This is a genomic window from Fibrivirga algicola, assembly GCF_011742925.1.
Taxonomy (GTDB): Bacteria; Bacteroidota; Bacteroidia; order Cytophagales; family Spirosomataceae; genus Fibrella; species Fibrella algicola.
Genome location: NZ_WAEL01000009.1, coordinates 131292 through 146437, shown reverse-complemented (window position 1 = coordinate 146437; position 15146 = coordinate 131292). Strand labels below are relative to the sequence as shown.

Here is a 15146-nt window from a genome sequence, read left to right as displayed (position 1 = left end):
ACCACTAGAAACTTAGCCTCTTTCTCCAGGAGCCAGGTTCGTATGTTCCCTCCCACTGTTGTCGATCTACTGGTCTATAACCGCTAGTTTGTCTTGCCTTTAGGTAATCATTTCTATAGTTTTTGCCAAACCTATACAGTGCTGGTTCAGGTAGTCCCAGTCGCCCGCTATTCACAGCGCGACCATTAACAATGGGCAATGACCCCACTCATAAACTCAACACAATCAACTAGACTTCAGCTAGTTATAGCCTCAATCTCAAACGAACTGACCTGTAATATTGGTAGCTATCCCCGTAATCTATATACCATTCGGAGAGGCGAAAGCGTAGACCTTTGCAATGATAACCGGCTGGATAGATACAAAAGTCAGGCATCTCCCTTACGCGCCCGTTAGCAGAGATGGTTAATAGACTAGGTACGCATCAAGTTGACCACGGCAACGTGGTTGCTAATCCGCTCTTAGTACCAGCGGGTATGAGTTTATCAAAACGGCAACAGGACGCTAGGCTCTATGGCTTCCTCCAGATTGACCAAACCTGTTTCAACAAATCAAGAGACGTAATCAACACTAAACGCCAATTAGTCATGCAAAAAAGAACACTTGGTAAAAGCGGGCTGGAAGTATCGGCCCTTGGGTTGGGCTGTATGGGCCTGAGCTTCGGGTATGGGCCCGCCACCGAAAAGGCGGCGGCCATCGACCTAATTCGGGCGGCCTTTGATCGGGGAGTTACATTCTTCGATACGGCTGAGGCCTACGGACCGTTTACCAATGAGGAAATGCTGGGCGAGGCCCTAGCGCCATTCCGGGATCAGGTGGTTATTGCCACCAAATTTGGCTTCAAATTCGAAAATGGCGCAATGGCCGGTGTCGATAGTCATCCGGCCAACATACGAGCCGTTGCAGAAGCCTCGCTTAAACGGTTGAAAACGGACGTGATTGACTTATTCTATCAACATCGTGTTGACCCCAATGTGCCAATTGAGGAAGTAGCCGGTACCGTAAAGGACTTGATTGCCGAGGGTAAGGTTAAACATTTCGGCTTGTCGGAAGCCGGAGTTCAAACCATACGCAGAGCGCATGCGGTGCAACCGGTAACAGCCCTACAAAGTGAATACTCGCTGTGGTGGCGCGAGCCGGAGGAAGCCATCTTGCCTACCCTCGATGAATTAGGTATTGGTTTCGTACCCTTTAGCCCCCTGGGAAAAGGGTTTTTAACCGGCAAGATTGATGAAACAACCACCTTTGCCAGTAACGATTTTCGAAATACAGTACCACGTTTTTCGGAGGAAAACCGAAAGGCGAATGCGGCGCTGATTGAGCTGTTAGGCAAAATGGCAGCCGAACGGACAACCGCTGGCGTATCAGTCACGTCGGCTCAACTGGCGCTGGCCTGGTTACTGGCGCAGCAACCCTGGATTGTGCCGATTCCGGGTACTACCAAAGTACACAGGCTGGAAGAGAACCTTGGTTCAGTAGACCTTACGCTCAGTACCGATGACCTGACAGCAATAGCAGAAGCCCTATCGGCTATTGAGGTGCATGGCGGCCGGTATTCCGAACAGTCGCAAAAAATGATTGATCGTTAGGTCTCTCATGCCCCAATTTTGATCAGTCCAACCGTCGTGTGTCTGACCGGCAGTCTGCGGGCTCGATTCTGCTTCGACCCTGACCGTGAACAGGTTAATGATAGCCAGTTGTTGCCTGTACACGGTCAGGCCAGAGTGATTTGACTTCGCAGGATGTTGACCCGCCAACTGCCCATACTCCTGCCTTCGCCAGTATACACAAAATCAGGTAAAGAGGCCCATCAGTTACGGCAACGACAGTAAATCAGCAAGCAAGAATCCAGTAACAGCATCAAGCGGAAACAACCAACTGGGTTGTTGGTAGTAGCCGCTTGATTGTGCATTCATAGAATGGCTGCACCGACGCAGCAACCGTATTGCCGAAAACGGGGCCTTGGTCTGGCTGCAACCGATTCCTGACTGATTCTATACAAAAGAGCGGGTGACTAAAGCACCAGCGGGTGAATATCAGGCCGGTGAATCGGGGAAATATATGCTGAATGTAGCCCCCTGACCCAGTTGGCTAGTTGCCGTAATAGCCCCGCCATGATTTGTGACAACCTTTTCACAGATCGCCAGCCCAATTCCCGTTCCAGCATACTGGCTTTTGCCATGGAGGCGCTGAAACACCTGAAAAATGCGCTCAGCATATTTCTGCTCAAAACCGATTCCTTTATCGGCGACATCAATACGGAAATAGGCCTGAGCCAAACGACCGGGATGAATGGTAGGCGGCAACTCGTTGGCAGGTACGTTCCGGCAATGGATAGCAACAACAGGCGCCATGTCTGCCTGATGAAACTTGAGGGCGTTGGTCAATAGGTTTTGAAACAACTGACCCAACTGAGTAGCGTCGCCCCGTAGAACGGGCAATGGGTCAACAGTAATTGTAGCCTTACTCTCTTCGATTGGCATTTCTAAATCGGCCAGTACCTGATTGACTACATCAGTAAGCGGAACAAGCTCTTCTGTATTGCGTTGAGGAGCAATGCGCGAGTAGCTTAGCAGGTCACGAGTTAGCGTAGACATTCGCACGGCAGCGGCCTGCATCCTGTCGATGAGATCGATCCCTTCTCCTAGTTTCTCTGTGTACTGCTGTTTCAGCACATCGCCAAACGCCTGAATCTTGCGCAGGGGTTCCTGCAAATCGTGACTAGCGATGTAGGCAAACTGTTGCAGATTTTCGTTCGATCGGCTTAGCAGCAAATTTGCCCCGACTATTTCCTCGTTTTTGGTCACCAATTCCAGATTGGCTCGCTCCAGTTGAGCCGCCAGCAGTTGGTATTGCCGTTGACTTTCTTCGGCCCGCCTGCGGGCTTCTACCTGCTCTGTCACTTCAGTAGCTACCACTACTACGTCCATCTGCCCATCGGTATCGTATACGGGTGCATAAACGAAGTTAATATAAACTGTTTGGGGAATTCCGTTCCGTAAAAAGACAGCCGATTGCTCGTTTCCTTTAACGACCACGCCTGTTTGACGTACCTGAGCCAGTAGCTCTTCCAGACCGAGGCCAGCAATGTTTGGAAACGCCTCAAAAACTGGTTGGTTAAGTACCGACGGATGGTTGGCCGGGAGTTGCCACATCTCGAACATACCTTCATTGGCGAGTTTGATTCGGTAATCAGGTCCCCGTAACAACGCAATAGCAACGGGAGCCTGCGCTAGCAAACTAGTCAACCAATGCTGGCTCTGTTGCAATTGTTGATTAGCCGCCTTTAACTCCTGAAGCTGCTGTTGCTCACTAGTCATAGTTTACGCCCACGAATAAGCGTGGGTCCATCAGCACTAAAGTGGGCCTTTGCCTCTTAAAAGGCAAATGTGGCCTCGTTTATCTAGCCTGTGAGGCAACACCGCGCACTGTCAAAATAGCCTCAATTACAGGCATGCCTGTTTTTTTTAGCCCATGCATGCGGGCTTCGCGCTCAGAATCAATCACCTGGCATCCCTTACTGCTATCAAATGAATACGGCGGGTAGGCGGGATGGGTAAAAGCCCAGTGAGACAGCCAGTGTAGCTCCGGTCCAAATCGTACCAGCATACCAGGCTTGTAGGCCAAAATTTATTGGTACTTATCAGATAAGCCCGACTCAGGTACGTCCCAGGTATCGGGCGGCGAGCTGCTCCACCCGCACTCTTAACACATTGGTCAACCAGCAGTCCGTATCAGTTGAAATGCGCCCGGTATATTGACTACTAACTGCTCGTTTCGAAGCTAGAAAGCAGACCCGGCCTCAGCGTTGTCTCATTTTGTTGCTTCAGATAACACATGTACCAGTTCGTGGGGAAGAAATGGTTTACGTAAAAAGAAATGAAACCCCCGCTCTTTCACGCGATCCAGCGTTTCATTACTATCATCAGCCGACAGAGCGATCAGGGGAACGCCCGGTTGATGGGTTTGTAATAACCGGGCCAGTTCGAAACCATCCAGTTCAGGCATATACAGATCCAGCAGCATAGCACGATAACCCGTATGCTTAGCGGCTTCAAGGGCCGCCATAGGAGAATGAAAAATGGCTAGTTGCCCACCCAATTCGCCAAAAAAATGGCTAAGCATCATCGTGTTGAATGGACTATCATCAACCGCCAGGAATACATCTTTGGGATGAAGCTGGAACGGGGACACGGATGCTGCTGTCTCCACAACAGGCAGTGTCAGGCAGAACCCAAAGCAAGAGCCTTCTCCTTCCTGACTCCTGACGGCCAGTTCGCTTCCCATCAACTCCAGCAATTGGCGAGTTATAGCCAGACCCAGGCCGCTGCCTCCGTAAAGACGCGACGTGGCGGCCGACACCTGTGTATATTCGTTGAACAGGGTTGCCATCGAACCAGCGGCTATGCCCGTACCCGTATCGGTGACTTCAAGCTGCAGGGTAATGCTGGAATCCGCCTGCGCTATGGTTCGCACATCAATGGTAACCTGACCTTCTCTTGTAAACTTAAGCGCATTGCCCAATAGGTTTACCACCACCTGAAACAGGCGGGTGGCATCACCCCGTACCTGATTGGGCAGTGACGGGTCAAACCAGGTATTGATCCGCAATGCTTTCTGTTGAGCCTGTCCGCTCAGCATTTCGACAGCCTGGCTGATCAAATCTCTGACCGAGAAAGGAATTTGCTCCAGCACAAGCTTACCGGCTTGTAGTTTGCTGTAATCCAGAATGTTGTTCACCAGTTGCAGTAATGTCTGACTCGTCGTTTGCAACCGGCGTAGGCTAGGCTGTTGCTCATCCGAAGCCACCTGTTCGAGAAGCAGCTTCGCATACCCGTCCAGCGCCTGGAGCGGCGTGCGAATTTCGTGACTCAACGTAGCCAGGAGCTGGGCTTTCTGGCAGGCCGTTTCTTCGGCCTCTTTGCGAGCCCTCTCAAGGGTTAAATTGGCCCGGCGCAATTCCATCAACAACATGGCCTGATCTGCCAATGCCTGCAAAGCTATTTCCTGTTGCGGTGTTAGCTGCCGAGGGGTGTGATCCATAACACAGAGCGATCCAATGGCCTGTCCATCCGCCGACATTAGCGGTACCCCCGCGTAGAAACGGATGAAAGGTTGATTCAGCACGCCCGGTTTATCCCGTGAACGATCGTCTTTGGTTGTATCGGCGATGATCAGTGGGCTGGCACTTGTAATGGTATAGGCACAGAGAGATGTGTTACGGGGTACGCTATCGACGGTCAGCCCGTAGCAGGATTTTACCCATTGCCGGTCCCGATCAATGAGGCTTACCAGGGCAATAGGAGTTTGGCAAAGCTGCGAAGCAATCTGGGATACGCGGTCATACTCGATCTCCGCGGCTGTGTCGAGCAGTTGATAGTGCTGGAGAGACTCCAGTCGTTTCGCCTCGTCAGGTGGGATTGGCATCATTCGTATAGGGGCGGATTGGTGGCGGCAAAAAGGTGAGTAGAACCAATAAAAAGCAACAAGAAATGTACCAGATAATCATTATGGTAAACTCTTACTTAACCAAATAACAATTTTACTACCTGATTATATTCCGATCGGGACATGATTGCAGCCTCCACGACCGGCTCTGTGAAGGGCCATTGAGCAGTGCCTTCTTTTAGCTTACAACCCAGTGCTTCGATGGAAAATAGCCATGACAGATCATGTTCCCGTTTAAGCCTTTTTATAGCGCCTATCAACCGCTGGCAGCCCAATACACCCGCACAGAGTTACGGAGAATAAACGGAAATAGTTAACTGACAATCAGTTTATTGCCTTTATCTACCAATTCATTTCGTTCGAAACAGCCAATTGACCCAGTGTTAGGTGCGGCCTTTTGACATTCGTTTGAAGGCCCTTCCCGGCAGGCAGACACCCAGGTGATACGCTAGTACGAGTATGTATCCCGGATTCATCCCATTTTCAGTCTGGTTCATCCCATATTTTTCTATAACTGGCGCGATCCCAGTACTCTTGTAGCAGGTGAGCTGTTCCTTTTGGGCAAACTCGGGGTGCTCCGTCAACCGGTGTGTGCGATGCCCTCTATTCCGTTGGTTACTTGACTCATGATCAGAAGCTACATCAAAACATCGATCCGCAACTTATTGCGTAACAAGCTGTTCTCGTTCATCAATATAGTTGGCCTGGCTATCAGTATGTCGGTTGGCTTATTGTTGATCGCGTTTGTGTTCGATTTGTGGTCGTACGACAAGTTTCATACGAATGGGAAGCGGATCTACCGCATCACCAACGTTGTATCAGCCAATACAGGCCAAAGTCAGTCTCGGCCCGGCCAAGCGTGGTCCGGCGATAAGTTTGCTACTACATCCATAAAGACCGGAAAACTTATCCGCCAGAAAGTGACCGGCCTTGACGACGTAACAATTATGCGCAGTGACTTCTCGCAGGATGCGCACGTTGGACTCACAACTCTCCCGATTAAAGGCTACTGGGCAGATCCGTCTTTTTTCAACGTTTTTACGTTTCCAATGCTGGCAGGTGATCCAAAGACAGCGTTAAAGGATCCGTACTCAATCGTTCTGACGGAAACGGCAGCGAGAAAGCTATTCGGCAGTCTCAACGTACTGGGCAACGTAATCAAGTTCGATACACTCGATTACCAGGTAACCGGCGTCATGCAGGATATACCTTTCTTTTCACATATCAACTTCGAAGCCCTGGTTTCGCTGTCATCGGCCGAGCAACTCAACAGGCAAAACACCAAATTCGATACATGGACAAACATGTCGTCAACTTACGTGTATCTCCTGCTACCGCCTACCGCCGACATCGCGTCAGTTCAGTTGCAACTCGACGCCATTGCCAGGGAAGAGAATCGCGCGGAAGAACGTACGCAAATTCACCTTGCGCTTCTTCCTTTAGCAGATATTGTCGTCGGCGAAACGCTTCGTCGTTCTGAGGGGGGGCCGGGCTCCATGGGCCCTCACATGCCACCCACTTTACTTTGGGCACTTGGCGGGCTTGCCCTCGTCGTGATCCTGTCTGCATGTTTCAATTATGCCAATCTGTCGATGGCGCGAGCCATGCGCCGTTTTAAAGAGGTAGGGCTTCGCAAATCGATTGGAGCCGGTAAGAACCAAGTGTGGCAGCAATTCCTTGCCGAGGCCATCATGATTTCCCTGTTAGCCCTACTCCTATCCTGCATCCTTTTTCTGGTGTTGCGACCGCAACTGATACACCTGGCTCCAGAGATGCGGCGTCTGGTAAAACTCGAACTCACTCCGACTATGGCCATGACATTCATCGCCTTTTCTGTAAGCGTGGGGGTGGTTGCCGGACTTATGCCTGCGCTCCTGTTTTCGAGAGTCAGCGCGATTGACGCGCTCAGAAACGTGGCGTCGGTTAACGCAGTCAAACACCTTACACTCAGACGCGCGCTGGTGGTGATTCAGTATACGTTCACGCTCATCTTCATTACCGCAACCGCCATAGGCTACGTGCAGTACAAAAACATACTGGCTTTCGATCTGGGCTTTACTACCGACAACATATTGAACATCAATATGCAGGGGAACAAACCAGAGGCCCTGCTCAAAGAGCTGAACGAGATACCCGAAGTAACGGCAGTGTCGCGCTCATTGATCGTTACCAGTGTTGGCAATGCCTGGGGTGGCTACATGACCTACAACGAGTCACGCGATTCTACGCTGGTATTGACCAATCATGTCGACGAAAACTACCTGACGCTGCATCAATACAAGCTGATTGCCGGGGGGAATTTTATCGCTCGTCCTACTTCGGCTGAGGCGATCAGTGAGATCATCGTCAACCAGCAAGTCCTGAAGCGGTTCAACATACACGCCGATGCCCCCGAAAAAGCAATTGGAGAAAAGATCACATTCCGTAATGTCAATGGGAGACGTAGGCTCACCATCGTGGGTGTCATAAAAGACTTCCACTACGGTAAGGTCGACAACCTGGTTGGGCCGGTAGCTTTTATGTACTGGACTCCCGGAGACAGAGCAATTCTCAACGCAAAAATTCACAGTACGAATAGTCCGTCTACGCTCGCCAGAATCGAAGCTGCCTGGAAAAAGATTGATCGGGTCCACCCCTTTCAGGCCAGCTTCTATGACCAGGAACTGGAAGAAGCCTACAGCGAATACGCTGTCTTGATCAAGATCATTGGCTTCCTCTCCTTTCTCGCCGTTTCGATTGCATCGCTGGGACTGTTTGGCATGGTCGTATTTACCACCGAAACCAGACTGAAAGAGATTAGCATCCGTAAAGTGATGGGCGCTAGTGCTGGCAGTTTGATTTACCTACTGAGTCGTGGGTTTCTGGTACAACTATTCATATCAGCCCTCATAGCACTGCCTGTAACGTACCTGCTTTTTGAAACGCTTGTGCTCACCAACTTTCCATATCACAGCCCTATACAGATCAGCGAGTTGCTGGTTGGCTTGCTGGCGGTGCTGGTAATTGCTTTTAGCATGATCGGATCGCAGACAATGAAGGCTGCGAAGAGTAACCCGGTGGATGTACTGAAGAGCGAGTAGTAGCCAGCGCCACCCCCCTGGCTGCTCAATCAGACGAGTCGGTAATGACGATCACGCCCTAAAATTTCACGCAATCTGTTACAAAAAGGTGCCGTATGGATGGCATGGATTAACGCCTTGTAACTTTTCTCCTGGACCTGTGGGTAATGGCGTCACCTTTTACGCTCAGGTTGCGCCAACAAATGACTGTTGGTCAACTATCGATGTACATCAGCTGATGGCAGGCCTGCTATCCGTTCCAGCTCTAGGGCTCAAGACCAGCTCTCCAGCCTCAAGAAGTTAATAACTAGCCACACCTGGCACGCATAGGTCGTTGGGCTGATAGTAGTGCATGCATTGCTCACCCAACACTCACCAACCGACTCACTACCAATGCATTAAGCAGGCATAGCCGTATTCCCAGGACTAGGATCAAGGCGGTCTGACAGGGATACCTGACATGGGTCTGATCTAGTACGAACAGCGCCCATCCGTGAGCAACTTTTACTAAGCCAGTTTGCCAGAAAAGGGTCGTGTCAACTGCTTGAAGTAAGCAATATCTCCTTATTGACGGAATCGTCAGCAGCCAATAATTGGTTTATCTGGGTTGTTGCTCTGGTGTAGTCAGTTTACACAGCTCTGGTCCTGACTCAAGTACCGGAATCAAACATAAATCAGACAATTTGGATTTAGTAGACAAATCTGCTCGTTAGTAAACCGAGCACGCGAACGGAAATTGGTATAGCCTTTGCCTTGTCTTGGGAACCCCACTTTTGGTTTACGCAGTTACGTATCATAATCTATAGATCAACCTGTTTGTACAATCCCTTCTGTCAACCTATTTTCTGATGGATTACTGCATTACCTATTTCAGTACCGCTGCCGAGTCAACTACCGACCAGGATATCCTTGATATCGTTGAGTTCAGCCGAAAAAAGAACGCCCGGTTAAATATTACAGGCGTACTACTCTATATCAACGGAAGTATCGTTCAGGTACTTGAAGGCCAACAACTCGCTGTCGAAGATGTCTACAAAAGTATTAAGGCTGACCCCCGTCATACCAACGTGCGAACGGCAATTAACCAACCCATCGCCCGACGTTTGTTCAGTCATTGGTATATGGGCTACGAAACGCTGACTACTCAACAATATGAAGAAGTGAGCACGATCATTTCGATGGACCCTCAGGCAGAGTCGACGCCCGACGCCAAAGACTCGGTGATTCTACGGATGTTGAAAGGCTTCTTTGATATGAACCGGCGGCAGTGACATTCCCAACAAATCGGTTATCTCCCACAGCGTAGCTATTGCCTGACTCAGCGGGCGGTTTATCTTTCACATGAGGTAGGGTCACTTTATGACGAATCCATCAACTCCTTTCCCTTTCTGGTCAGGCAATGAAGCTGAACAGGATCGGCTTCGATACGCTATCCAGGCGGCTCAACTAGGCACCTGGAATTTAGACGTTGGTCGCCAGCAACTCTGGTGGGACGAGCGTTGTCGAGAACTGTATGGTTTTCAGGGCGAAGATGTCATTGCCTACCAGCAATTGCTGGCTCTGGTGCATGCAGACGACCAGCCACTGGTTGACGAGGCAATTAAGGCAGCGCTTGATCTGTCTTCGTCGGGCCATTACGATGTGCAGTTCCGGACCGTAGACACGCCGGATAATCTACCTCGCTGGCTACACGCGCAGGGTCAGGCATACGTAGACATCCTGGGTGCTGCCTACCGGTTATCGGGGGTGGTACAGGATATTACCGCCCAGGTACAAACCCGGCAGCAGTTGGAGATTAGCAAAGCTCGCTTTCGCAGTATTGTGCTGAACTCGCCTATTCCCACGGTTCTGTTCGTAGGTCGGGAAATGGTCATTGATACCGTCAACGAACCGATGCTGCAGATTTGGGGAAAGGATGAGTCGGTAACGGGGCAGGTTTTGCAGCAGGTAATGCCCGAAGTAGTCAGTCAGCTCCTGCTGGAGCGGTTAAGGCGCATCTACGATACGGGAGATGTGGATCAAGCCTCACAGGCACGCGTGGTAGTAGATGGCCATCGGCAGGACGCTTGGTACAACTTCTCATATAGTCCAGTTTATACGCAGGACGGGACCATTTTTGGGTTCATCAACACTGCAACTGATGTAACGGGAGAAGTATTGGCCCTTCGTGAATTGCAACGCAGTGAAATACGCTTTCGCTCGTTGATTGAAGAAGCCCCCGTAGCCACCTGTTTGCTGATGGGCCATAACCTGCGCATCGAGGTGGCCAACGAGTCTATCCTGACCGCTTTCGGCCGGGAAAAAGATGTCATCGGCTTACCGCTGATTGAGGCATTACCCCAGCTAAGGAACCAACCTTTTCTGGCAATGCTCGGTGAGATACTCAGCTCTGGGCTCCCCTATTCTGCGCAAGGCGCACGGGCCGACTATTTTATTGATGGCTTAGAGGGTGCATACTACGTCGACTTCACGGCAAAGCCACTCATTCACGAGCAGGGCGACGTTTATGCCATTTTGCTGATGGCCACTGATGTGACCCAACAGGTCTTGGCGCAGCAGGTGATTAAACGCAGTGAGGCTCAGAAGACATTTCTGTTGCATCTGACAGACCAGTTACGTACGCTGAGCACCCCGGAAGCAGTCTACTACCAGGCCGCTTGTCTTCTGGGTACTTATTTAGGAGCAAGCCGGGTTGGGTACGTCACTCTTCAAGGCAGCGGCGAAACGGCTCCGGTGGGGAAACAGTATACCAATGAAGTTGCCGTGTTAAGCGAAGATTGCCACTCCGACGTGTTTGGTCCAATCCTGCCTGAATTGTTGGCAGGTCGTACCGTTATTTATGCCGATATCGCTACGGACCCAGCGCTGACCGAGGAGCAAAAGCAAACCCATCTGACGCTACAAACAGGTGCAACCGTCAACAAGCCAATGCTACTGGAAGGTAATTTGTCGGCCATTTTATTTGTGCATTTTGAGCAAGCTCACACATGGACCACTGACGAGTTAATGCTGCTCGACGAGGCCTGTGCCCGTTTGATTATTGCTGCCGATAGGGCCGTAGCTGAGCAGGCACTTCGAGAAAGCGAGCACCGGTACCGCCTGCTGTCTGAAGAATTGGAACATCGGGTACAGCAACGAACGAGTGAACTGGTTCAAACTAACCAGGATCTCAAACGGTCTAACGAGAACTTGCAACAGTTCGCTTACATTGCCAGCCATGACCTGCAGGAGCCTCTTCGCAAGATTCAGTCGTTCGGTGATATTGTGCTGACGCAGACGGACACCCCGCTCGATGAGCAAAGCCGATTCATGTTGAAGCGTATGATCGATGCAGGCAACCGCATGTCTGCCCTGGTAAGTGATCTGCTGGCTTTCTCTCGCATCAAAACCCGTCAGGAAACGTTTGGCGAAGTGTCGTTGCAGAAAGTCATCGCTAAGGTATTGGACACCCTGGATCTAGCCATCGAGCAAACAAAGGCCAGTATTCACCTGCAAGCACTGCCCCGCATCAATGGCGACGAAACCCAGTTAGGGCAATTGTTTCAAAACTTGCTGAGTAACGCCCTTAAGTTTATACCCCTCGATCGGAATCCAATCATTTCCATTACCGTTGAGCAACGAAATCGGGCAGAGCTACAGCCAGAGTTGCACCCAAGCAGTCAGGCCGATGAGTTTTATGAAATAAACGTGACCGACAATGGCATAGGTTTCGATCCCAAATACCTGGCCCGCATCTTCCAGGTGTTTCAGCGCCTGCATGGAAAGAACCATTATCCTGGTACGGGTATCGGTCTGGCGATCTGTCAGCGGGTAGTCGATAACCACGGAGGGGCCATTACAGCCAGCAGTCAGGTAGGCCAGGGAGCTACCTTCACCATTTATTTGCCTAAATAAAGCTGGCAGTGTCTGTCACTCAGCCAGCCACCTGCTGGATTACCCTTAATCGCCTTTAAGGTCGCTTAGCCAGGTTTACTGTCAATAGTATCTCTACCAGCAACATTCATAACTTACAGAAAATCAATAACTTATCATATTAAGTAAAAAATAAGTAAATTACATATGTTCATACACGGAATCTTTTGATTCTGTTGACTGTATACTACCTAATTCTGATAAGCTATTTTGGTGAACCGTCCTTAACAACAGGTTCAGTATGATTGGCTTACCGCCTCATCAGGATACTGCACTTCTCACCACTATAGCACCTGTTGGCCTACTCCATCAGGTCTGTTCTTATGAAACAGTACTACTCCGACGAGGTACTCATCGCTCAATTTTTGGCTACCCGGCAGGATCGATTCTTCACCCAACTCTACCAGCGTTATTATCCCAAAGTTTACGCTTCATGCCTACGTCTGCTGAATGATCGCCAGGAGGCCCAGGACCAGACTCAGGAAATCTTCTGCAAGGTCAACGAGCGCCTGCACACTTTTCGGGGCGAATCTCGATTCTCCACCTGGCTGTTTGTCTTAACCCGGTATCATTGCTTCTCCGTGCGCGATCGGCTTAAGCGGCAGGTATATGTGCCTTTAGGCGCTGAACATGAGTTTATTGGCCAGGACAGCCAGCAAGAAGTAAATCAGGAAGAGCACTGGCAACAGGTTGAAACGGCAATTGAGCAATTACCCGTTCGAGATCAGCGGTTGCTCCATCAGCACTATGTCGTTCGGGAATCAGTTGCCAGAATCGCCAGCGATGATCAGGTCAGTCAGAGTGCCATCAAAATGCGGTTGAAGCGAGCTCGCGATCAGGCCAGGCTGATACACAAGCAGTTGACTTTACACTTGAATTAAGTGGCCTGTCAGGACACGTACCCGTCATTGGGTCAATTCCACCCAGTTGTATTCTTTCAGCAGAGAAAGCAGATTTAGCTTAGCAGGTTGTTCTGATTTGCTTTGAGGCTACTGCCAAACGTCCGGATACAGAAGCAAGCTTCTGTGCTTGCCAACACTGCTCCCATTGACCGGATCAGTAGTGGTAAGCACAGAGGCCCTATGCTCGACGCCTGCCATACACCTTCTACTTACAAGTGCGCGATTTAATCACTGCCTGGAAGCCAGGGCGGCAGTAACTTTATGAGCATTCGGGCTTCGGCTGAGAACAGGGCTACCTGGTTCGCATTAACCCATCGAATTGACAGTGAGAAACGGTCACAGCGTTACCGGAAAGGGCACGCTTTATAGCCGGATTGATGTTTGAAAACCTCCTCACGGAGAAGCATCTACGTACCTGGCTGCCGGAGTTCAGCCTGCTGCTTCAGTCCCTCGAACAGCAACCCTCGACCGCTGACTCCTTGACTCTGGGCAGTGCATCGACGCATGCGCGCTCGGGCTACGTGCCAATTTTATCCTTCCCAACATCAGTAATTCCCCGCCACTATCCCTTATAGGTCTGCCCGACAATCAGTATACACGCACAGTGGAGATCGCCAAACAGCCAACCTTTCTCGCAACGAGCCGACCGCATTTTCAACTATTAGATGGTTTAAGAGGTGTTGCCGCTATCGCCGTGCTGATTTTTCATTTTATGGAATTTGCCGTGCCCGACTACACGAAAAGCTTCATTGCGCATGGCTATCTGGCAGTGGATTTTTTCTTTTGCCTGTCAGGGTTTGTCATTGGGTATGCCTACGACAGCAAGATGACCCAACTTAGTGTGCGAGACTTTCTTACGTTGAGACTTATCCGCCTTCAGCCACTGATAATCATTGGGTCAATACTGGGACTAATCAGCTTTCTGGTAGACCCCTATCGAAACTTTTACCAGTTACTAGGCTTTGGCAAGACCTTATGGATGACGATCGCATCCTGCCTGATGCTACCTTACCCGGTGCTACCCCAGCGCTACAATAACCTTTTTCACCTCAATCCGCCCACCTGGTCCTTATTGTGGGAATACATCGCCAGTCTGGTTTATGCGTTGGTATTAGTAAAAATTACCAACAAAGCCCTATGGCTGATTACCATCGTCTCGGCGCTTGGTCTGATTTACACGGTTATCCACTTTAAGAGTCTGGGCGTAGGGTGGGGCGCAGAAAATGCCCTAGGCGGCGCGGCACGTGTTAGCTTTTCTTTTTCCATGGGCCTACTTGTTTTTCGGTCTGGCTGGCTGATTCCCTCCCGGCTGGGTACGGTGTCCTGTTCGCTGATCCTAGCAGCCATTTTTATGGTGCCTTTTCGGGATGGCCTGAATCAGGTGAGCGAGCCATTGCTTGTCATACTTGGCTTTCCCCTCCTCATCACTGTAGCAGCAGGATCTCGCTTATCAGCGCGCGAGCAATCCGTTTGTAAGGCATTGGGCGACCTCTCCTATCCACTTTACATGATTCATTACCCGTTTCTATGGATCCTGTTAAGTTACATGGAGGTGCGAAAACCGTCATTCGATCAACTTAAACTAATCATGCCTTTGATGGGTATTGGCTTGATCGGGTTAGCGTACCTGGTGGTGCATTACGTAGATAAACCCCTCCGGAACTACCTGAACAGGCGATACGTAAACAGGGCCGACTAAGTAGCCCGCATATGGTTTCTATGGGCAATCATCACAACTGATTGACTGGCGTTAAGTAAGTAATCCAGGATAGTTCACAGCCAAGAACACAACAATGTATGCCCAGGTCATTTGGGTACGTCGACA

The 15146-nt window shown here is 50.3% G+C and carries 8 protein-coding genes; 6 read left to right on the top strand and 2 right to left on the bottom strand.

Going from position 1 to position 15146, the window contains the following annotated elements; genetic code table 11:
* Window positions 1-587: 587 nt before the first annotated feature.
* Window positions 588-1589, top strand: coding sequence for an aldo/keto reductase (locus F7231_RS22225; RefSeq protein WP_166693595.1), 1002 nt, complete (start codon window positions 588-590; stop codon window positions 1587-1589).
* A gap of 447 nt (window positions 1590-2036) precedes the next feature.
* Here F7231_RS22225 and F7231_RS22220 read toward each other — a convergent pair whose 3' ends face one another.
* Together F7231_RS22220 and F7231_RS22215 are read right to left on the bottom strand one after the other, a co-directional pair.
* Window positions 2037-3320, bottom strand: a complete 1284-nt coding sequence (locus tag F7231_RS22220; RefSeq protein WP_166693594.1) for a sensor histidine kinase — start codon at window positions 3318-3320, stop codon at window positions 2037-2039.
* Between the two features lie 493 nt (window positions 3321-3813).
* Entirely contained in the window at window positions 3814-5430 is a 1617-nt protein-coding gene (locus tag F7231_RS22215; protein WP_166693593.1) for a GAF domain-containing hybrid sensor histidine kinase/response regulator, read from the bottom strand.
* A gap of 644 nt (window positions 5431-6074) precedes the next feature.
* On the opposite strand from F7231_RS22215, the gene F7231_RS22210 reads away from it, so the two are divergent.
* From F7231_RS22210 to F7231_RS22190, 5 genes are all read left to right on the top strand, one after another.
* On the top strand, window positions 6075-8528 hold the full coding sequence (locus F7231_RS22210) for an ABC transporter permease (RefSeq protein ID WP_166693592.1): 2454 nt from the start codon (window positions 6075-6077) through the stop codon (window positions 8526-8528).
* Between the two features lie 827 nt (window positions 8529-9355).
* Window positions 9356-9778 carry a BLUF domain-containing protein gene (locus F7231_RS22205; protein ID WP_166693591.1) on the top strand — a complete coding sequence of 141 codons (423 nt, stop codon included), beginning with the start codon at window positions 9356-9358 and terminating at the stop codon, window positions 9776-9778.
* A gap of 88 nt (window positions 9779-9866) precedes the next feature.
* Window positions 9867-12401: an ATP-binding protein gene (locus tag F7231_RS22200; RefSeq protein WP_166693590.1), complete on the top strand. Its 2535-nt coding sequence runs from the start codon at window positions 9867-9869 to the stop codon at window positions 12399-12401.
* A gap of 341 nt (window positions 12402-12742) precedes the next feature.
* Window positions 12743-13300 (top strand): RNA polymerase sigma factor, encoded by a 558-nt coding sequence (locus F7231_RS22195; protein ID WP_166693589.1) that lies wholly within the window; start codon window positions 12743-12745, stop codon window positions 13298-13300.
* Between the two features lie 625 nt (window positions 13301-13925).
* On the top strand, window positions 13926-15020 hold the full coding sequence (locus F7231_RS22190) for an acyltransferase family protein (RefSeq protein WP_310589379.1): 1095 nt from the start codon (window positions 13926-13928) through the stop codon (window positions 15018-15020).
* The last annotated feature ends 126 nt before the right edge of the window (window positions 15021-15146 follow it).

Coding starts and splice junctions, on each gene's coding strand:
- F7231_RS22225 (WP_166693595.1), top strand. CDS start 588: ATGCAAAAAAGAACACTTGGTAAAAGCGGGCTGGAAGTATCGGCCCTT.
- F7231_RS22220 (WP_166693594.1), bottom strand. CDS start 3,320: ATGACTAGTGAGCAACAGCAGCTTCAGGAGTTAAAGGCGGCTAATCAA.
- F7231_RS22215 (WP_166693593.1), bottom strand. CDS start 5,430: ATGATGCCAATCCCACCTGACGAGGCGAAACGACTGGAGTCTCTCCAG.
- F7231_RS22210 (WP_166693592.1), top strand. CDS start 6,075: ATGATCAGAAGCTACATCAAAACATCGATCCGCAACTTATTGCGTAAC.
- F7231_RS22205 (WP_166693591.1), top strand. CDS start 9,356: ATGGATTACTGCATTACCTATTTCAGTACCGCTGCCGAGTCAACTACC.
- F7231_RS22200 (WP_166693590.1), top strand. CDS start 9,867: ATGACGAATCCATCAACTCCTTTCCCTTTCTGGTCAGGCAATGAAGCT.
- F7231_RS22195 (WP_166693589.1), top strand. CDS start 12,743: ATGAAACAGTACTACTCCGACGAGGTACTCATCGCTCAATTTTTGGCT.